Genomic DNA, 20,285 nt, shown 5'->3' with positions numbered 1-20,285 from the left:
ATCGTTCAGGCAGCAAGCATCAGTTTTTTCAGTTCGTCCGGATTGCTGGAAATTCGCCTGTAACGCTCCGGCATGTCCAGCAGGCCCGCCAACCGTGACGGAACCTGCACACCGGCACTGACTGATCGTTCGATGGTATCTGGAAACTTGGCCGGATGGGCGGTTGATATCACGACCAACGGACTGTCGGAATCGGAGTCAAAATGATCAACGGCTGAAAGGGCGACAGCACTATGCGGATCGATAATCATGCCGGTTTCCGAATACAGCCTGGCAATCGCATCACAGGTCTCCCGTTGGTCCGCACGAATAGCATCGAAGTGGCTGCGAGCTCTGTGCAGCGTATCCGGATCAACCTCAAATTGTCCATTTTCCCGCAACTGGCGCATCAGTTCTGTCACCTCGTGACCGTCGCGATCGAGCAAGTCAAACAGAAACCTTTCAAAGTTGCTCGACACCTCAATATCCATGCTCGGAGTCACGGTTTGTCTCACGCCCTGTTTTTTCATCACACCGGTCTCAAAGAATCGGGTCAGAATATCGTTCTCGTTGGAGCACACAATCATCCTCTCGATCGGCAGCCCCATACAGGATGCGGTATACCCTGCGAAAACATTGCCGAAGTTCCCGGTGGGCACGGCAAAGGAAACCGCTGTTTGTGGCGCACCTAACTGAACGGCCGCGTGAAAGTAGTAGACAACCTGCGCGGTTATTCTTCCCCAATTGATGGAGTTTACGGCACCGAGTGATCGGTGCATGCGCATTTCGTTGTCGTTGAAAATTTCCTTGACCATTGCCTGACAGTCATCGAAAGTGCCGTCGACCGCGTAGTTGAATATGTTGTGGTCCTGATTGGTTGTCATTTGACGTCGTTGCATGTCTGACACCTTTTGAAACGGGTGCAGCATATAAAGTTCGATCACCGGACATCCGCCAACCGCACTGATTGCAGCAGACCCGGTATCACCGGATGTCGCTCCAACTACTGTGAGCCGCTGACTGTTTCGCCGAAGGCTCCAGTCCATGAAACGTCCCAGAAACTGCAATGCGTAGTCCTTGAACGACAGTGTCGGTCCGTGGAACAGTTCCAGCAGGTACAGCCCTTCCCGAAGCTCGCGGACAGGTGCAATCTGCGGGTCATCGAAGTCCTCGTAAGCGGATTCAATCAGCAGTCCCAACTGTTGGGGGGAGATGGTGTCGCCCACAAAGCGGGCGATTACCCTTTCGGCGATCTGTGTATAGGACAACCCTTTCAGTGTGGCGATTTCGTCGCGGCTGAACTTCGGCCACGATGCCGGCACGTACAAGCCGCCGTCGGCTGCGAGTCCACAGGTCGCGGCATGCTCAAAGTCAATGACAGGGGAATTCCCTCGTGTGCTGATGTAGTCCACAGATAACCGGCAGGAAGGTTGACAGCTGTGTCACTAGTATATAACTGTAGCAACTAACGGACTTAATCAAGAGAGATCGCAGATGGGACAGAAAAGATTGAATCACCTCCTGATGATTCTGAACCTGTGTCTTGCAAGAGGCAAATCAACCGCGGTTGAGGGTGAGGATTGTCAGCTGATCAGGGTTTGGTGCGACAAACCGTCTGAGAACTGAACTCTACGCCGCAGGTACCGCCTACACTCTCTATCTGCGGATTAGAACGGATAGACACTGCTGAAATAGAAGTCGCGAGTGGCTATACTTAATTCATCAAGGGCGTATCGGTTTCGGTACTGTTGCGTTGATTCTGTGTGGGTATGGCACTGACTGTATATCCGATCAAGTCCACAGGCCTGAGGCAGGCAAGGACACCCGCATCTGAATTTATCTTTGAGAATAATTTAAGGAGGACATCATGAAGAAGAAAGCTATAACACTGACGACACTGATTGCATTGACATTTGGATGGGCCGGCATAGTTGTTGCCGAGTGTACGAATGACGTCTGGAACAAGATCATGAATCGCGGCAAGATTGTGATCGGTGTCAAGGCGGACTACAAGCCTTGGGGATACCGTGATTCCGATGGGAGTCTGGTCGGTATGGAAATTGACATGGCGATGGATGTCGGCTCCACCTTGGGCGTGGAAGTGGAATTGGTCCCAGTCCAGTCATCCAACCGCATGCAGTTTCTTGAACAGGGAAAGACTGACATGTTCATCGCGACGATGTCAGATCGCGAGGACCGGCGGAAAATTGTCGGCATTCCTCAGCCGAACTACTACACATCAGGCACCAACATCATGTCGCCCAAAGCACTTGGTTTCAAGGAATGGGAGGAATTGCGCGGCAAGTCGGTATGCGGAAAACAGGGGGCTTTCTATAACAAGATTGTCACCGAACGGTACGGCGTGAATATCGTCGCATTCACAGGCAATGCGGAAGCCAAACAGGCTTTGCGCGACAAAAAGTGCGTCGCCTGGGTGTATGACGATTCCTCGATCGGCTCCGATCTGGCATCAGGAGATTCGATGCGTTCGAAATGCCGCTCATGTCTGAAGATGACAATCCATGGGGGCTGGCTGTGCCGCTTGCCGAGAATGATTGCATATTCGGCCGCTTCATGTCCGGTATGGTCTTCAGTTGGCATCAGAGTGGCCAGCTGATCGAATGGGAGAAGAAGTGGGGCATCAAGCCCACCGCATTTCTAGTCGACCACAACGAGAAGTTCACGGACTGGCTGAGCAAATAGCCCAAAGTGTTTCATACCGGCGGTGAGGCATCGCCTCAACGCCGGTATCAGTCTGTACAGGCAGAATCGACAGGCTGTTTGAATGATTGAGACGATCACGTCATTTTTTCTCCAGCTGGCGGACGACTATCCTCGCTGGAACTTCATTTTCTTTTACGATTCGTTTCAATGGTGGCGACTTGTAGGCGGATTGAAAATGACGGTCCTGTTGTCCGTCGCCTGTGTGCTGCTGTCGGTCGTCATCGGCATCGTCGGTGCCTGGCTGCAAGGCTCACCCAAGCGCTGGGTGCGGTTGCTGGTACAGGGATACATCCAGTTCTTCCGCAACACACCGCCATTTGTCCAGTTGCTGTTCTTTTACTTCGCGCTGGGGCAGATCACACCCACGATCACCGGTCCCGATGGCTGGACCGAAGTGCCTTTGATCTCGAATGTCGGCTGGGCGATCATCTCACTGTCGTTTTTTGCCGGATCGTTCAACGTTGAGATTTTCAGGGCCGGCATTGAGGCAGTTCCGGAGTCCACCCGGGAGGCTGCTGATTCACTGGGGTTTTCCAGATTCCAGTCTTACGTGGAACTGATTCTGCCGCTGGCATTTCGGGTCTCCCTGCCGGCACTGAACAACAATCTGGTGAACCTGATCAAGACCACTACCCAGGCGATCGGAATTGCGGTACCCGAACTGCTCTACGAATGCGTGGGCATCTGGAACGACTATCCAAGCGCACTTTATCCGACGATGACGGTGCTGTTCGTTGTTTTCATCATACTGGTGGGGATTCTTGTCGCTGGCATGCACAAGTGGGAGCATTCCATGAAGATTCCAGGCTACGGATCATCATGAGGGGTTCACGGCCCATACCCGGGCTTCAGGCGCGCGCGAGCACCGACTTGCCGGTACTGTTGCCTTACCGATATCGGGGAACTGACGAAAATGGACTGGTTGGATTCAGCAGCTGGCTGGTCAGCGCCGCTCCCTGGATTGTTCCAGTCGCCTTTGCGCTGTGCCTGATCTGGCCGCTCACCGCGCTGGCCGCAGGTTATGGATATGACGATGCGATCAAGGCGCTGTTCAAGTGGCTTCCTTTTCTATTCTTGAGTGGTTTTCTGTTCAATCTGCTGATCTCGGTTCTGACCATGATGATCGGCACCATGGCCGGCGTTCTATTGGGAATCGCCCAGATTTCACCGATTTGGGCAATCCGGTTTGCGGCCAAGTTCACGACCCAGTTATTTCGCAATTCTCCATGGTTGGTGCTTCTGTTCATCGTGCTGCTGGCGTTACCGTTCGAGATTACGATAGGCGGAATGATCATTTCTGTACCCGACTGGTTCAAAGCGGTGTTCGGATTGTCATTGCCCATCATGGCGAACATATCTGAAGTGGTTCGCGGCGCAATCCAGTCGGTACCGACAGGCCAGTGGGAAGCGGCCGAGTCGTTGGCTTTCAGCAGAAGGCAGATTCTTTGGCAGATCATTCTGCCTCAATGTTTCAAGCGGATGATTCCACCATGGATGAACTGGTATGCGATCCTGACGATGGCCACGCCGTTGTGCTCGCTGCTGGGCGTGGAAGAACTGATCACCTTGAGCAGGCAGGCAATCGAGTCGGAAAACAACCATCCGGAACTGCTTGTGCCGTTTTACAGTTTCGCGTTAATGATATTCTTCGTATATTGTTATCCTATCGCACGACTGACGATTCGACTGGAGAAACGTTATGCCGTCAAGCTTTGACATGGTCGCGACGCTGCCAACCGCCGCCGGACTACCGGCTGCAAATGGAAACGAATGGTTATGAACTGGACAGAATCCGAACCTATCGTTTCGATCCGGGACTTGTACAAGTCATTCGGTTCACTTGAGGTTCTCAAAGGAATCTCAATGGATGTCATGGCAGGCGAGGTGGTCTGCGTGATCGGTCCTTCCGGTTCGGGCAAGTCAACCCTGATTCGCTGCATCAATGCACTGAATGACATCAATTCCGGTTCGATCAGGGTGGAAGGGCAGGAGGTGCACGATCCGAAGCTCGACAAGCTTGAGCTGCGCAAGAAGGTCGGCATGGTGTTTCAGCAATACAATCTGTTTCCGCACCGTACCGCATTGCAGAACATCATGATGGCACCGGTGAAAGTGCTCAAGCAAGATCCTGAACAAGTCAGGGAACGCGCAGTCCACCTTATGAAACGGGTCAACCTGACTGGCAAGGAGGACAGTTTTCCGGGAGAACTGTCGGGAGGGCAGCAACAGCGAGTCGCGATCGCCCGGTCGCTGGCAATGAATCCGCGGGTTATGCTGTTCGATGAGGTAACAGCAGCTCTTGATCCGGAAACAGTCAAGGAAGTCCTCGTCACGATCAAGGATCTGGCAGAAGATGGAATGACATGCATATTGGTCACTCACGAGATGGGTTTCGCGCGTGAGGTTGCGGACTGTATCTACTTTACCGATCGCGGAGTAATCGTTGAGTATGGACCGCCATCAACATTCTTTTCCGAGGCAAAGGATCCTCGAACCAAGGAATTTCTCAGTCAGATTCTCTGACTGAATCCACACATCGCTTTCTGAAGGGAATTATGCAGATGAGCGCCACATTTGCCTTGAAAATTGTTTTCATTGTGCGGGAAGAATGACACCAATCATGACCGTTTAGTGACTGCCACGTGGCTGTCTATCGATTACCCATCCATTGTCTTTCAACAATTTTGACAATTTCCTGTCATGCGACGCCATGCTGATTTATGAAGCGCAGGCGCGTTCAAGATGAGGATTGTCTCTCCAACTATAAGTCAACCCGTGATCTTCTTGGTCTGCTCTTGACTTGTTCCTGTCATATTCCATTATCAGCACTTCCACAGCTTCGATATTTACATCTATATTGAGATTGTGAAAAAGAAGTATCGGAACAAGCCTGATCCGCGGCGAAAACAACCGCATCGCAACAAGCCGAAGTTCATTGGCTCACCTCAAAGGCAACCCAATAAATGACCCGCGATTTCTTTCAGTCACATATCTCATTAATGTCGCATAGCGGTCACCGCTGTACCCCGAAATGAATCCGACTGCGTGTATACGTGCGATCGCTTTTTCGGTCGAGTTGTCGATATTCAAACGATCTACGGTGTCAATCACCGCGTCATAGGATGAGCCGGTAAACTCATCTCCGAAAATATAGACTGATATGTTCTCCTTGCGTTTGGCGTAGGTCCTCAACGCAACTTCCAAACCCTCGACGGGACTGCTGTTGGAAAAACTGGCCCACGAAGACAATACGCCCTTGACGTTTTTTCGCGTGATTGGCGTATCCGGAATCCACTTGCGTCGAGTGCCCTGAATCAGATAACTTCCGTTGTCATTCAATATTTGAAATCCGTTCACTTTTGGATGGATGTCGATCACTTTATATATGACATCGATGACCTGGTCCCAGATTGCCATCATGCTCCCCGACGTGTCAACAATGAATATGACGTGATCGCTGTCAACCGGAATTCCGCCGACTTCCGGGGCTCGCTGCTCTGGTTCTGTGGTTGCTCGGATTGTTATCCGCTTCAATGACTCGACGACTTGTTCAAGGCCCAGATTGTCAGCTTTCAAATCGGAAAGCTCAGCGCCGGCTTGTGCAATGGATTGGTCAAGCGTCTCCGTGTCACCGGGCCGGGTCTTGGGAACTTCCAGCTTGGTCATGCTCATTGATGCCAACTCGGTTTCCAACCTGGCAATGGTCGTCAACACGAGTTGTATGGAGGACGTCAGGTCAACAGATTCCTGAACAGCATCAACTTCGACCGGGATCGGTCTTGTAATCAGCAACAGCAGAATGATTGCACCAAATCCGCAAGTTACAATGTCCAAAAACGCCAGGCTGAAGACTTCTGTACCTTGTCTTTTCTTTTTCATGGCCAATTTTCCGCCGGAACCAGCATTGTGCCTCCAGTCACCGCGGCCCACGACCAGTATTCGGGCGCGGCTTCGGGATCTCCCTCCAGAGGCAACAATATCACGTTAACGACTGTTCCTGATTCCGGCACCACAACCAGGCTGCTGTGAAAGTATGCCTTGCGACAACTGCCGCTGACCGTATTCGACCTGTTCCTGCAACTGGAGAACAACACCGGTCGAGACAAGCTTTGGGTCGGCAAACCATCGGTAATGACATACAGGTCGCTTGCAAATGGCGATGCGGATTTCAATTCCCGTAATGCAGACTCCAGATTCGTTGCGCCTGTGGGGACCAGCTGAGCCAACTCGTCGACGATCCCCTGAAGCGATTCGCTGTCCCGTCCCTTGGCCCAGCGACCTTCATTCAATATCTGCGCCTGATCGTTGAATGCGACCACGATCACATTCGAGTCTTCGGGGACTCGATTCAACAGCCACTTCGCAGTCCGTACTGTACGTTTCCACTTGGGGCCCTGTTTTTTTATGGTGTCGGATCGAACTTTTCGACTGATGATATCGACCAGCAAGTTGTCTGTCATGGACGCACTGCGATCGATCAATATTGCGATGTTGCGCCCTTTGACTTCCAGTCCCAAGAGATATTTCTCTTCGCCAACCTGGGAATTTTCTAGTACATCGGCTGCCTGTCGAGGCTGTATCGAAACTATTTCATCTTGCAGTCGGGTCTTTCGCACACGTTCGGATTCCAACTGGCTCTGGAGTATTGCCAGTTGATTTTGTTTCTTCTCAAGTTCGTCGAGTCGCCGGGATTCGTTGCGCGCCGCTGATTCGGCTTGCCGTGCGAGTTCAAGCTCGCGGGAAAGCTGCGACTCGTGCTCTTCCAACTGGCTTAGCAACTCGACTTGATTCGCATCTGATTCCACCTGACTTGACTGATCCTCGACTGCACCGGTGTTGTGCTTGACGATCAGGAATAGCAGGATGGCCACGCCCAGGCCACACGCCATTACGTCAAGAAATGCGAGTGTGCTGCCTTGACTGCGCCGAGTTTTCCTCATGGCGAATCACAAGTCAACGACTGATGCGTTTGAGCAGGAATTCTTCGCAATAGTTCTGAATGTCAACCAGTCTTTTGTCCTGTGCCCGCTGTAAGGAATGCAACAGCAGCATGAGCACTATACTGATTACCAGCGCGACGAAAGTTGAGTTGAACGCAATTCCAAGGCTGGCGGTCATATCTGAAATATCGCCTGCCAATGCTTTGTCAGCCTGCGACAGCGCGGTACCGATACCGCGAACAGTACCGATGAACCCGATGGAAGGTATGGCCCAAATAACATATCTGATCATCGTATTGTCCGCCTCCAGACGCATAGACAATGCCTCTACACTTGTCTGTATGGCATCAGAGGTGTTCTGAACATCTTCTGTTATGCGGTAGCGGCGCAGACTGGCCTTCAGCGTCTCCAAGAGCTGGGTGCGTCCAATGTGATCGGGAAGTGATTCCAGCTCTTCCAGGGTGTCAGCAAGCGGGGTTTCCTCCTGATCCGCGGCCGCAAAGAGATCGACTTTGAACAGATATTGTTCTTTGGCGACCTCCCTGAGTTTCAGAACAATCTGCACTATGCAGAACAGCATCAGGATGATGCAGATTTCCTGTTCCCAATCCTTAAGAATGACAACCCATTCCCGGGGGGCGGACTGCCCGGCCCGGCGGGCGGCTTCGATAACGATCTCAGCCTTCGGTCTGATGAACTCAATGTAAAAAAGATGGACACCAAGCGCAGAAGTTGCCAGTATCGCAAAACTGCGAACCGTGTGCTTCATATCATATGTCCACCGGGAAGCTGACCGGAGAATTCAGGCTGATTTGACTATTCTGGCTACGCGCGGGCTCAGAGAGGTAGTAGCTTACTCCCAGTACAGCAATAGCCAGCGATGTGAGAAGAATCAGCGCGTACATACGCGATTTCGAACGAATTCCAAACAAATCTCAGACTCCTGTTGGAACAGGCAGTTGTCTTTTTGCCAACATCTCACTACTGTTCATGTCGATTATACTACCTGGGAACTATCGTGAATTTTCATAGACAGCCTGAAGTCAGTAAAGGTAGCGGGCAACTCGAAATCCAATGTCATCGGCCGACGAGTCGCTGCCGTCCCGCCACGAAGCACGTAACTCAGCAGGGTCTGCCGACCTGAAACTTGATCCCTTGAAGGTTCGCCGCAACGAATCGTCGCTGTCCAGGACGTCATCTTTCACCTCGCCCTCCCTCGGCGGCCGCAAGCTGTAGGCATCATGTACCCATTCCCTTGCATTCCCGGTCAGATCATGCAGTCCGGACGGGTTGGACGAAAAACGTCCCGTTTCGGAAAGTGACGGTGCACCATCGCTGTAGTTGGGAATGTATGACTCCACCTTTCCCGTTGCTGATTCATCTGCGAGATTACCGGAATTCTTGGGTATTGTCCTGCTGTTACCCCACGTAAAAATGGACTGCTCAACGCGTCCTGCCTTTCTTGCCAGCCACTCCCATTCAGCCTCGGTCAGCATTCGATAACCGTCGGCGGACGGATCGCTCCCGGTAAATTGCCCGTCCGGGAACAGATAAACCGGTTCAAGCCCTTCTTGCCTGCTAAGCCAATTACAGAACTTTGCGGCCGAAATCCAGTCTATGCCGACAATGGGATGACGGTTTCCCGAGCCGGCCGCGTCGGGCGACTTGAACTTGTTGTATTGCTCGACCGATACTTCATGAACACCGGCATAGAACGGCCTTGAAAGCCTGACCTCCCTGAGAAACTCGTTCGCCCGTCGATCGATCTCACCTCGCGGTGAACCCACTGTGATCGTATCTGCGGTTTTGAACAGCTTCATCTCCATGCCCGCACTGTTCGAGTACTGCGCCGGTGAATTTCTCAATCTGTAGGCACTTTTCGTCTCCAGTGTGACAAACATCTCCAATGGGACATTTTCGTCCGGGACAAACTTTCTGAACTGTGTCTGGTAGCCGGGCGCGCTCAGCGCAACAGTCTGTTCAACGGCGTGAATTTTCAGCAGTTGGGGGGTTTGTCCATAGTCCGTACCGCCAATCTCGATTTTCGCACGCGGGTGCGAATCGATTCTCACCACTCCGTATATGGGCTTTAGCTCAAGCGCGACCGAATTCCCGCTTTCATTGACTGTGAACTTCTCGCCCTTCGTGCTGAATCCTTGCTTGGAATAGCGCAGGCTGTGCTGGCTTCCAACGGGCAGGAGCAATTTGCCGGTTGGTACCGATATGACTTCATCGTCCAATGAGATGACGCCTCCTTTTGGAGAAAGGATCAACGACACCGGCCGCAACGTTCTTTTCAGCTCGTAGTGCCGTTTGACCGTCGGAGAGGAATTGCTGACTGATATCGAATCTGTCTTGGTGTCGTATCTGTCAGCGGAAACGGTCAGGTGATGAACGCCGCCTTCGACTTGCAGATTCAACGGAGTCCTGCCTAACACCTCTTGATCCGATGCCACTTCAGCGCCGCCTGGTGCCGATGTGATGAAAATTTCTCCCTTCATCGGCTTCAGTGTCAGATCAAGATTGTATCGTTCGCCCCTGTTCACAGAAAATACCGATGTCTGCGGAACATAATAGGGGTGTACAGCACTGATACGGTAATCTCCGGAGTTCAGTTTCATGTCCAGCGAATCGCCTTGTCCGACAAGGTTATCATTCAGATGCCATCGGATGTCAGGAAGTCGGGGTGTGGCGACTGCTTTCAGAGTGGCGAGAACTTCTCGCATGATCACATCCACCTTCTCCCGCTCCCATGTCGCGTGTGTGATCGAGAATTCCTCGGTTTCATACCCGTCGGCTGATATCCGGATGATCATATCGCCTTTCAGTCCCCAGATTCTGGAGCCCGTCACATAGCCCTTGCCCTGCGTGACTGCAATTTGGGCCGAATTGGATGCCTCCGTCGGTGTTATGACAACAGATACTTTCCCGATTACCACAGTTGCGAAGTACAACACCCCTGCCAGCGCACAGATCGACACTACAACTGCCGTAGCGATGACCGCCCGTTTTCGGTGGCTGCGCTGTGCTAGGTTCAGAATTCGTTCAACTTCGCTCACTGCAGATCACGGTTATTTCCTGTGCAATTTCGCTGCTTGCCACGACGATTTCTATCAGGGTCGAGCGATATCCTTCTCTTCGTCCTTCAAAAACGTAGGTGCCAGGACGCAATGTGATTGACTTTTCTTTCGTCCTTCCGATGCGACCGACCCCCCGGATCCCGATTTCCGTCTTTCCGTCTGACAGCACCCTTACCAGCACAGGTGTCTGCCACTCGAGAATTGCATCTGCCAGCGAGTTGGCAGTCAACTCGAGTCTGCGGCTGAAAACGCCCAACGGCGCGGCACTCTCAACGGCTGAATTGGCAGAAGCGGCTATATTGGGCGAGCTCAGTCGATGGGGTCTGTTGAGAAAATCATCCATTGCACTTTGCAGTGCGATAATCCTGGTTGCAAATTCACGACCTTGGACGGCCTCATCACGATCCGGATCGATGGACAAGACTTTCTGATAGTGAACAAGTGCATTGTTCCAGTTATCCTGTTCCCAAGCGCGTGTGGCAGCTTCGAGGAGTTCAGAGATCCTGTGTTGTCGCTCTGCGTGTTCAATGCCACTTTGCAATCTTGCGGTTTCCGATGAAGATGGCCGTTGATTCCTGGCGTTCGAGAGTTCGGTTCTTGCCTGTTCAATATTGCCATCCGATAAAGCCGTAAGCCCCCGACTAATGGTGCTGAAGAACTGCCTGTCACTGATCAATTGCTTAAGTTCTGCGATGCGTTGTTCGGTCCAATCGGTGTCGTTCGAATACAGTACGACTCGTTCGAGGGCTTCAACTTCCTTGTGCAACTGGCCCGAGTCGCGGGCAGAGTCTGCGTCTTGCTGCGCTTCGATCAGATTTGGCAATGATTCAATCTGATCGTGCCAGTGAGCCGCTTCATGACTGTTCGGTCGCAACGCAACAGCCCGATCAATTGCCTGCGCGGCAATTTCGACATTGCGGTCTGCATACGCATCCTTGGCAGCTGCCAGACTCAGATGATAATGCCGCTCTTCGTGCTCGACTGCCTTGTTTGCGTCAGCGAGTGCGATAACAGCGAATCGCTTTGCATCGCTGAACCTCTGCACTCGATAAGCATCTTTTGCCTTGGTGAAATTTTGCTGCGCCGTTTCAATGATGCTTTTGTTTTGCGGTACAAGATTCTGGTTTTCCTGAACGGTTGGTAAAACGCGATTCAGTTCCGACATCAAAAATTCGTACTCCAGTCTGGCCAGATTTTCGTTGTCTGGCGCGGTGTCGCGTTGATGTTCTGTTTCGCTTGGCTGTGAGCCCTCGGTTTCGAAGTTCGTTTGTGGACTCAATGCGGAAACTTCCCGGTCGGACACCTCAGCGGAATCCGCTATGTTGCTGCCGTCAGTAAATTCTGGTTCCGCGTCCGAAATCGGCAACTCCACCGATTGCCGGTTGCCCTGCGCCAGATCACCGTCTGATCTTTGCTCACCTATGGGTATTGAAAGGATTACATTCGCTATCGATACCTCACCGGGCTGATCGTGATCAAGTGATAAGTCTCCTCCCTCATCCATTCGATTCTGTTCTGATGCTGACTTCGATGAATCATCAGACACGCCGTCTGTCTGTCTGTCAGAAAGACCCGCCTGAATCTGTTGCACAGTTCCTGAACCAGAGGACATTGCATCGATTTCTGAGACTGCCTGGCGCCAGTGCTCTGCAGATAATTCCAAATGCCGCAGCGCATCGTCGACGTCGCCGGCATTGAAAGCGTCTTGTGCACGAATCAACCCCAAAGCGACCTGCTCGCGGAATTTTGCTCTCCCGAAATTGCGAAGTTTCTCACTTTGATCTGAATTCAGTGCAGCCTGCAGGTCTGCATGCAGCTGCTGGTAACGCTGGTTCAGCTGAACTGGATCAGCTGAATCATCTCGAGAATCAAGCGGGTCGTCAAGCCAGGTCGAAGAATCAGTCACCATGCCCGCGAGGTCATCGATCGTATACATTCGCGCAAGCCAGACACCGCCGGCCAACACAACGACGAGCAAGATGGCGGTCAATAACAGAGTTCGTGTTGAAATACGATTCTGTTTTGGGGTTGTGATGTCATCTGTCGCGGGCATGCTCGTTCAGTACCATCAACACCCACTGAATCATGGCTCGCTGCAATAACTTCCTACGTCGGCTTCGGCATCAAAGCTGAATATCAGGAATCCTTTCACGCTCGTAAAGGTCTCCGAGCACAGTCAGCCATTGACGATACTGGGACTTGACTCCTCCTCGAAGCTCAAGAGTCGTATTTTCGAACTCCACAATTTGTGGAGCCACTTCAAAGTTCAGCGTCTGTCCCAACTCCATCAGATTTTCCTGGTGGAATTTGCCTTCAGCGTTGGCACTGAAACTGTCCTGCAACATCAATACACCTCCGGTAGCCAAACCGGCGGTTACCAGTTGATCGCCCGTTGAGTCACTTTCGGACGCCGCATACGCAGCGCCCAGCAACAGCAACCCACCTAGAATCGCTTGCCCTGCGGCCTTGGATTTTGCTTCTCGAGCCTGTTTTGCAGAAGTCAGGCTGTGCTCCTGCCATGAGACATAACTGTCGTTCGTGTCCCGTACCAGACTGTTGTAGTGAGTCTGCATCTTATCCATGAACAGCCCATCAACCACTCTGATCGCCCTGGTACGCTCAAGCATGGGGTCGTTTTCCGGCGGCAGGGAAACGAGTTGGATCTTGTTATTCTCAACTGTTACGTGATCCGAGTACACGCCCGGAACAAAGGCACTGGCAAACTTGATTTCTGTAATCGCTCTCACATCTCCGAGTCTTTGTTGCGGAACCTTCTTGAGCAGACTGACAATATGTTCGGCAGCCTTCGAGAAAACTGGTTGATACGGATCTTTATCTTTCTGACGCACATCCCTCCAGTGATACTCCTTGACGCGGTGCTTGAAGGTCTTTTTCGACCACCTTTTTCCGCTCGCATCGTAGACCTGGATGTAGATTTCGATGTCCTCACCATTGGACTTGTCGACTCTGCCGATTACGTACAAGTCGCCGGCGACGGCCACATCGGGTGCGATGCGGACATCGCCAAAAGCCATGGTATCCTGCAGGGCCAATTTCATCGCCTGAGCGAACCGAACCGATTCAGTTCTTCGAAGTTCTGGCCACACGCCAAGTTTTTCGTATTCGTCGGGGTCCTCAGGAATGTTGGGGTCGAATACAGGAACAATGACGTCGAGCTTGACACCCGCGTAATGACTTGCGGTCTTGCTACCTGGTGAGTCCTCAAGACTGACGCCGAACGGCGTCTTGCTCAAAGAAGAAACCTGCCCGCCGGACCCACCGCCAACACAACTGACCAGTGACAATGCGCTCAGACTCAAGCACAGCATAAAAAAGATCTTTTTCATTTGACCATTCTCCAATACATTCGGTTTCTCGCTATTTGACTTCCCTTACTTTAATGCCCTTGACCTTTCGATATTCGTTCCACAGGGCTGCCTGTGCCGCCGGATCGGTCTCATTTTCCGCCGCGAGACGGATCTGTGCCGCGAGGACGCTGTCGTTGTCTGCGGGCGGAATGTCTTCAGGAATCTTGCCATTGTCTGCGAGCGGCAAGTCTTCAGGAATCTTGCCATTGTCTGCGGGCGGCAAGTCAGATTGGAAAGTGCTGACACTTTCTTCTTCAATAGGCTCGAGCGACGGCGAATCTGTACCCTGAACGCCCGATGCCGCTACAGACTCAATAGATCCTGAAGTCTGTCCGCCGCTGGTTGCGCCGCTTGCGACAGCACCACCGCTTGCGCCGCCTCCGAGACATTCCTGATACTCGGCCAGTGACTCATAGAAAAGTTCGTCTATCAGCGCAATCACTTCTTCACGGGTAAACGACGTCTCGTCAATGTCAATGTTTATGGAAGGATTGCAGTCAGCAGACCTATCCTGCCCGATTGATGGCACTGGCACCAGAACGAGCCCGAATACGACGGCATACAAAACTCTCAACATGTCTTCAATACTGATTTTTCTTAATTTTCTGCTCGGACGTGACCGCGTTTCCAATCAGATAGTCTCCACACCAAAGCACATCAAAATGCCAGTTGAGACAAGCTGCCAAAACAGCAAGTGATGTTCAGACCGTGAAGCTGTACGTCCTTTGGCCAACCGGTCCTCGAACTGCGCTTCATTGCCTTGCCATGGATATGCGTCTGCCCACCCAATCTGGCCGTGAGTCAATTTCCGCCGCAGACAGCATCGCCTGAACCTCCTGCGGCAAGGGTATTGTCTTATTTTCTCGAGTACTGTAGTGGAGAATCATGAATTCTGCTGTCGCACATAACTTCTCCGCCACCCGCATCAAGTGGGCAAACCATATTTTCTTGGCGTCTGACCCCAGTATTATTGTTTCCACCTCAATATTGGCGGGTTTCCTGACTTCCTTAAGGTATCGCAGATGCGTTTCAACGGTGTAAAGCGCACAGCCAGTTCTCTCAAAGTAGTCAACACCAATCCCGAAATGATCCTGCATGATCCACGTTGTGTTGGTGAATGGGACAAGGTAATAGGCTTCGTTGAGGTGTCCGTAGGCATCCAGCCAGGAATCCTGAAGGGGCTCGGAATGAAGTCTCAATACGCTCACAGTGGTTCAACCCTTCCTCAGCCATTGACTGCACTTCGGTATATTTTGATCAGGCGTCACAGTAACCTTGCATTATATTTGATGTAACATCGACTGGCGAATTCCAGCATTGGCAGACAACGGCAGATCTCATTCAGACGCAGTGAGGAACCAGTGCAGTCGGATGTGGATATGTGTGCACAATGCTTTCGCGGTCGCGGCCCATCGAAGTCGGATTGCTCACAAACCCGACTGTACTGACAATCAGTCGAGCCGGATCGGTATGCAGTTTTCGAGAAGATGACAGGTTTGAGAAAATAGGACATAATCAACGCATCGAGTCTTCGATTGAAGGTATGTAACATGGCAAGTGATTTCCGAATTGTTGTTTTCCAGCACATCGCCTGCGAGCACCCGGGGATTTTCCGGGACTTCATGCGCCACGACGGTATCAGGTGGGACGCTGTTGAGCTGGACGAAGGCGAGAAGGTGCCCGACATCTCACGCTACGACGCGATGATATCAATGGGCGGCCCGATGGATGTCTGGCAAGAAGACCAGTTTCCCTGGCTGGCTGCGGAAAAAGAGGCGATTCATGAAGCGGTCCGGGTACGCCGCATGCCATTTCTCGGAGTATGTCTGGGGCACCAGCTGCTCGCTGAGGCCGCCGGCGGATCGGTCGGGAAGGCGCAGACACCGGAAGTCGGCATGCTCGACGTCAACTTGACCGATGCAGGCCAGGCTCATGTGCTCGGAAAGGATCTGCCTCAGTGTTTCAAGACCCTGCAATGGCATGGTGCGGAAGTGAAGTCTCTTCCTGATGATGCCAGTGTGCTGATGTCGTCGCCGGTGTGTGCTGTACAGTCATTTGCCATCGGGGACGCTTCGCTGGGCATTCAGTTCCACGTCGAGACCGGACCTCAGACAATCGACGAGTGGAACGCGGTTCCGGAATATGAACAGGCGCTGACCGCAACTTTTGGAGTCGATGGTGCTGACAGTCTCAGAGTCGAAGCACAGCAGTACCAGGAAAATCTGTCGTCTACAGCACAGATACTTTATCGGAACTGGATGGACCAGTGCAGGGCTTGAGGCGGATGCCGCTGCCGATTATTGGCTTGCCTGCACTGAAACCCGGGCGATCCGCCGCTTGCCCACCCGAATGACATGTGAGGTTCCTGCAGCAATTTCCTGCCTTGAGTCACTGACACGCTCACCATCGATTCGAACAGCACCCTGATCAACCATGCGATGGGCATCCGAAGTTGACGCGACCAGCCCTGCGTCCTTGAGCAGATTCGCGAGCGCTATGCCCGACCGCTCAATGAAAATGTCCTTGTGCTCGATATCGTCTGGGTCCATGCCCTGCTGAAATCTGGCGATAAACTGTGCATGCGCGCTTTGCGCGGCACTTCCAGAGTGGAACCGTTCAACCATTTCCATCGCCAGCAGAACCTTGAAATCGCGAGGATTGGCTCCTTCAGACGCCTGCTGTCGGAACTGTTGGATCTCCTTCATCGGCCGCTTACTCAGCAATTCGAAGTATCTCCACATCAGCTCGTCGGAGACCGACATCAACTTGCCGAATATTTCGTCCGGCGGCTCATCGATTCCGATGTAGTTACCGAGGGATTTTGACATTTTCTGAACGCCATCCAGCCCTTCCAGAATCGGAACGGTGATTACGACCTGCTGCGGCTGGCCATACTGTCGCTGCAAGTCTCTTCCGACCAGGAGATTGAACTTCTGATCTGTGCCGCCCAGTTCGACATCGGCCTTGAGTACCACAGAATCGTAACCCTGAACCAGAGGATAGAGAAATTCATGAATGGCGATTGACTGCTGATCCGCGAACCGTTTTTTGAAGTCATCGCGTTCGAGCATTCTGGCAACCGTGTATTGGGACGCCAGCTGAATCATCATGGCGGAATTTTCCTCTGAATACCACTCCGAGTTGAACCGAACAACAGTCTTGTCCGGATCGAGCACCATGGACACCTGCTTTCGGTAGGTTGCCGCATTGGCTTCAATCTGTTCGGTGGACATTGGCGGGCGCGTAGCGTTCTTTCCGGACGGATCTCCGATGCGTCCGGTGAAGTCGCCGATCAGGAAGACGACTCGGTGTCCCAGATCCTGAAACTGCCGCATTTTTTCCAGCAGAACGACGTGACCCAAGTGCAAGTCGGGTGCTGTGGGATCAAATCCTGCCTTGACACAAAGCGGACGCCCTTTACGAATTCGATCGTTCAGTTCTGAATCCAGCAGAATCTCATCGGTTCCGCGACGGATGAGATCAAGCGATTCCTCAAAAGAATAAGTCAGTTTAGAATGCTCCGTCTGCGGTCAAAAAATGAAGTGCCTTGCAAATTTTAAATGATTGGACTCGCCGATTGGCACCCAAATTCCGCAACAGCTGTGATCAGGCCCTGCGATTGTCGACATCGGCCGTGCTCCTCAACATTGATTAAACTCAACAATCATCCGTTTCTCAGATACGTCAGCGGACGTTGTCTCAACGCTCTCAGGATGCCGAACATGCCCAGAACCAAAGAAATGGCCAAACCCAGAATCGCTGTATTCAAAGCGGGAAGCGGTATCAGCTGCCAGTCCCAACCCATCAGCCCGGAAACAACTGCCCATGATGCGGCCGTTCCAAATATGATCGCAACCACTGCGGTGATTACGCCCTGCAGCAGATATTCGAACGAAAATGCTGCCAGTACGTATTTTCTCGAGGCTCCGATTGTCTTCAGCAGTACGCTCTCGTACGCCCGTCGACGATTCTCCGAGATGACAATGCCCGCCAGCACCAAGATTCCCGCCAGGACTGTAACCGTACTGATGCTGCCGGCTACAGTTCTTGCCTGTGCCATAAGGTTGGCAACACGGTCCAAGGCATCCTTGATTCGAATCACGGTTATGTTGGCGTAACTGCTCGCAACGTGCTCCTGCAGCACAAAGTCGACTTCAGGGGGCGCGCGAACCGTACCGACATTCGAGTGCGGGATCGTATTCAGAGGATGCGGTGACAGCATAATGGCAAAATTCAGACGCATTGACCGCCATTCCAGATCGCGGATATTGTGAACGGTACCGGTTATTTCCCGACCCAGGATGTTCATGGTGATCGTATCACCGATGTCGACATCAAAACCTTCCGCAACATCCTTATGAATGGAAAGAAGAGGCGGTCCTGAGTATTCAGGGCTCCACCAGTCACCCTTGATCATCTCGCCACCCTCAAGCGGAACCGCGGTGTAGGAGAATATGCGCTCACCGTCGTCATCGACCAGCCAGCGGCTGTCTTCGTCCACCAGGGCATCAAGTGGGTTCATTCCCTTGATCTGCGTGATCCGGCCTGGAATATAGGGCAGAATATTCAAGTCGGAGGTGCCATCGGCCGCTTCAATCAGATTTTCGAATTCATTGAGCTGCTCTGACTGAATGCCCAGGAAAAAGAAAGTCGGTGCGTTGTCCGGAATCAGATTGTTGATCTGCTCGTCCATGTTGGCCGATACCATGGCGGTCGCCACCAGGACCGACAGTCCCAGACCGATTGCCAGCACGATATCGGAGGTGGCTGCCCCGGGACGGTGGAGGTTGGCGATGGCCAGACGAAGCGCGGGCAGATGCCGGAATCCGAATTTTCTTGACATCACGGTGATGATCAGCCCTACCAGCCTGAATGCGGCCCAGGCGACACTGACGCAGATGACAAACCAAACCGCAAATCGGGTTTCGTATGCGGTCGTGATTACAATCCCGGCCAGCACGACAGCCAACAGCGCGGAAATCACACCATAGATCCACGAGGCGGTGCGTCTTTCTGCGGTCGCCGCATTTCTGAAAAGAGCCGAGGGCATCGTGTTGAGGGCGCAGGCAAGCGGCCATAATGTGAACAATATGGCTGTAAGCATGCCATACGTGATGATGATCATCGCGATGTAAAGACTGAACGAGTACGCAATGGGAACTGAATACAGGTTCGCAATGATCGTCCCGCTCACCAATGACAGGGCGGTCCCGAACGTCATACCCAGTGCGATACCGACACCGGAAAGCAACAGAATCTGAGTCAGATAGATCCTAAAGACGAGGCGCTGCGACGCGCCGACACACTTGAGTATGGCAATCGTCGAAAGTCGGGTGTCCATATAGGCGCGAATCGCATTGCTTACGCCTACTCCGCCGATCAGCAGTGTTGTCAGTCCGGCAAGTGCCAGCAGCACACCGATCCGCTCGATCACCTCGGCCAGGTTCGGCGACGCGTTGGAATAGTCTCGAACGTCCAGATTCGGATACTGCTCCGACCAGCGCGTCTTGAGCTCGCGGGGGTCGACTCCCTGTTTCAGCTTGATCCGGTAGTCGAAGTACGTGCGACTGCCTTCCACCACCAATCCGGCCGCCTTGACCGCCTCGTCACTGACAATCACCCGCGGCCAGAAACCGAAGCTTCCTGTACTGCCGATGCGGTCCGGTTCATTTTCGATCACTGCGGTAACCGTGAAGATGGCGTTTCCCAGGAAAACCTGCTCACCGACCGACACCCGGCCTGACTCAATCAGGACTGGATCGACAATCGCGCCCCATGTTTCCCCGTTCCAGGCGATCAATTCGCTGATATTTCCGCCGTCGCGAACAACAAACTCTCCGTAAACGGGATAGTTGTCGTCGATCGCCTTTAACGAAATGAGTCCACTTCTGCGAACATCGTCGCTACGCAACAGGGTCCGCATTTCCAAAAATCTGGTGCTGGATTCCGAGTATTGCTGAATTTCCAGAAGCTGTTCGTCGGTCAGGTCATGAAACTGCTGTCCGATCGCGATCTCGCCACCGAGCAGTATCCTGCCATCTCTCTCGATTCCATTGACCAGACTGGCTGACATGGTCATGACCGCAGTGATTGCAGCCACACCGAGTGCGAGGCAACTCAGAAAAATCCAAAAGCCGCGATGTCCGCGTCGCAGATCGCGGTATGCAACTTTGAGGACGGTGAGGTTCATCAGA

The 20,285-nt window shown here is 52.6% G+C and carries 16 protein-coding genes; 5 read left to right on the top strand and 11 right to left on the bottom strand.

Annotated elements, in window-relative coordinates; all coding sequences use genetic code 11:
- Positions 1-5 precede the first annotated feature (5 nt).
- On the bottom strand, positions 6-1,391 hold the full coding sequence (gene thrC / locus OXI60_11280; protein MDE0310391.1) for a threonine synthase: 1,386 nt from the start codon (positions 1,389-1,391) through the stop codon (positions 6-8).
- Between the two features lie 455 nt (positions 1,392-1,846).
- Between thrC and OXI60_11275 the strand changes: the two genes are divergently transcribed.
- The 4 genes from OXI60_11275 to OXI60_11260 all read left to right on the top strand — a co-directional run bounded on the left by OXI60_11275 (position 1,847) and on the right by OXI60_11260 (position 5,226).
- On the top strand, positions 1,847-2,596 hold the full coding sequence (locus OXI60_11275) for a transporter substrate-binding domain-containing protein (protein ID MDE0310390.1): 750 nt from the start codon (positions 1,847-1,849) through the stop codon (positions 2,594-2,596).
- A 168-nt stretch (positions 2,597-2,764) separates the two neighbouring features.
- Positions 2,765-3,526, top strand: coding sequence for an amino acid ABC transporter permease (locus OXI60_11270; protein ID MDE0310389.1), 762 nt, complete (start codon positions 2,765-2,767; stop codon positions 3,524-3,526).
- On the top strand, positions 3,523-4,419 hold the full coding sequence (locus OXI60_11265) for an amino acid ABC transporter permease (protein ID MDE0310388.1): 897 nt from the start codon (positions 3,523-3,525) through the stop codon (positions 4,417-4,419). The genes OXI60_11270 and OXI60_11265 overlap by 4 nt, the downstream gene beginning before the upstream one ends.
- A gap of 84 nt (positions 4,420-4,503) precedes the next feature.
- A complete protein-coding gene (locus OXI60_11260; protein ID MDE0310387.1) occupies positions 4,504-5,226 on the top strand; it encodes an amino acid ABC transporter ATP-binding protein in 723 nt (240 codons plus the stop codon).
- A gap of 417 nt (positions 5,227-5,643) precedes the next feature.
- On the opposite strand, the gene OXI60_11255 is transcribed toward OXI60_11260, so the two are convergent.
- The 8 genes from OXI60_11255 to OXI60_11220 all read right to left on the bottom strand — a co-directional run bounded on the left by OXI60_11255 (position 5,644) and on the right by OXI60_11220 (position 15,299).
- Complete coding sequence (locus OXI60_11255) at positions 5,644-6,582, bottom strand: hypothetical protein (protein ID MDE0310386.1); 939 nt, start codon at positions 6,580-6,582, stop codon at positions 5,644-5,646.
- Positions 6,579-7,643 (bottom strand): VWA domain-containing protein, encoded by a 1,065-nt coding sequence (locus OXI60_11250; protein ID MDE0310385.1) that lies wholly within the window; start codon positions 7,641-7,643, stop codon positions 6,579-6,581. Before OXI60_11250 ends, OXI60_11255 begins: the two co-directional genes overlap by 4 nt.
- A 13-nt stretch (positions 7,644-7,656) precedes the next feature.
- Positions 7,657-8,412, bottom strand: coding sequence for a MotA/TolQ/ExbB proton channel family protein (locus OXI60_11245; GenBank protein ID MDE0310384.1), 756 nt, complete (start codon positions 8,410-8,412; stop codon positions 7,657-7,659).
- A 274-nt stretch (positions 8,413-8,686) separates the two neighbouring features.
- Positions 8,687-10,702, bottom strand: a complete 2,016-nt coding sequence (locus OXI60_11240; GenBank protein ID MDE0310383.1) for an SUMF1/EgtB/PvdO family nonheme iron enzyme — start codon at positions 10,700-10,702, stop codon at positions 8,687-8,689.
- Entirely contained in the window at positions 10,689-12,776 is a 2,088-nt protein-coding gene (locus OXI60_11235; GenBank protein MDE0310382.1) for a hypothetical protein, read from the bottom strand. The genes OXI60_11240 and OXI60_11235 overlap by 14 nt, the downstream gene beginning before the upstream one ends.
- 70 nt (positions 12,777-12,846) lie before the next feature.
- Positions 12,847-14,070: a hypothetical protein gene (locus OXI60_11230; GenBank protein MDE0310381.1), complete on the bottom strand. Its 1,224-nt coding sequence runs from the start codon at positions 14,068-14,070 to the stop codon at positions 12,847-12,849.
- Between the two features lie 31 nt (positions 14,071-14,101).
- Positions 14,102-14,722 (bottom strand): hypothetical protein, encoded by a 621-nt coding sequence (locus OXI60_11225; GenBank protein ID MDE0310380.1) that lies wholly within the window; start codon positions 14,720-14,722, stop codon positions 14,102-14,104.
- Positions 14,723-14,843: 121 nt separating this feature from the next.
- Positions 14,844-15,299, bottom strand: a complete 456-nt coding sequence (locus OXI60_11220; GenBank protein MDE0310379.1) for a thioesterase family protein — start codon at positions 15,297-15,299, stop codon at positions 14,844-14,846.
- A 342-nt stretch (positions 15,300-15,641) separates the two neighbouring features.
- On the opposite strand from OXI60_11220, the gene OXI60_11215 reads away from it, so the two are divergent.
- Positions 15,642-16,370 (top strand): type 1 glutamine amidotransferase, encoded by a 729-nt coding sequence (locus OXI60_11215; protein MDE0310378.1) that lies wholly within the window; start codon positions 15,642-15,644, stop codon positions 16,368-16,370.
- 18 nt (positions 16,371-16,388) lie between these two features.
- On the opposite strand, the gene tyrS is transcribed toward OXI60_11215, so the two are convergent.
- On the bottom strand, positions 16,389-17,567 hold the full coding sequence (gene tyrS / locus OXI60_11210; GenBank protein ID MDE0310377.1) for a tyrosine--tRNA ligase: 1,179 nt from the start codon (positions 17,565-17,567) through the stop codon (positions 16,389-16,391).
- A gap of 188 nt (positions 17,568-17,755) precedes the next feature.
- Complete coding sequence (locus tag OXI60_11205) at positions 17,756-20,281, bottom strand: FtsX-like permease family protein (GenBank protein MDE0310376.1); 2,526 nt, start codon at positions 20,279-20,281, stop codon at positions 17,756-17,758.
- Positions 20,282-20,285 lie beyond the last annotated feature (4 nt).

The organism is Acidiferrobacterales bacterium (assembly GCA_028820695.1).
Lineage (GTDB): Bacteria > Pseudomonadota > Gammaproteobacteria > Arenicellales > JAJDZL01 > JAJDZL01.
Note: the sequence above shows the minus strand (reverse complement) of the source record. Positions and strands in the feature narration are given on the sequence as shown.

Excerpts from the sequence above, each read along its gene's own strand:
- OXI60_11250 (MDE0310385.1), bottom strand. The coding sequence starts at position 7,643 with ATGAGGAAAACTCGGCGCAGTCAAGGCAGCACACTCGCATTTCTTGAC.
- OXI60_11255 (MDE0310386.1), bottom strand. The coding sequence starts at position 6,582 with ATGAAAAAGAAAAGACAAGGTACAGAAGTCTTCAGCCTGGCGTTTTTG.
- OXI60_11205 (MDE0310376.1), bottom strand. The coding sequence starts at position 20,281 with ATGAACCTCACCGTCCTCAAAGTTGCATACCGCGATCTGCGACGCGGA.
- OXI60_11215 (MDE0310378.1), top strand. The coding sequence starts at position 15,642 with ATGGCAAGTGATTTCCGAATTGTTGTTTTCCAGCACATCGCCTGCGAG.
- OXI60_11245 (MDE0310384.1), bottom strand. The coding sequence starts at position 8,412 with ATGAAGCACACGGTTCGCAGTTTTGCGATACTGGCAACTTCTGCGCTT.
- OXI60_11275 (MDE0310390.1), top strand. The coding sequence starts at position 1,847 with ATGAAGAAGAAAGCTATAACACTGACGACACTGATTGCATTGACATTT.
- OXI60_11270 (MDE0310389.1), top strand. The coding sequence starts at position 2,765 with ATGATTGAGACGATCACGTCATTTTTTCTCCAGCTGGCGGACGACTAT.
- OXI60_11235 (MDE0310382.1), bottom strand. The coding sequence starts at position 12,776 with ATGCCCGCGACAGATGACATCACAACCCCAAAACAGAATCGTATTTCA.
- OXI60_11265 (MDE0310388.1), top strand. The coding sequence starts at position 3,523 with ATGAGGGGTTCACGGCCCATACCCGGGCTTCAGGCGCGCGCGAGCACC.
- OXI60_11230 (MDE0310381.1), bottom strand. The coding sequence starts at position 14,070 with ATGAAAAAGATCTTTTTTATGCTGTGCTTGAGTCTGAGCGCATTGTCA.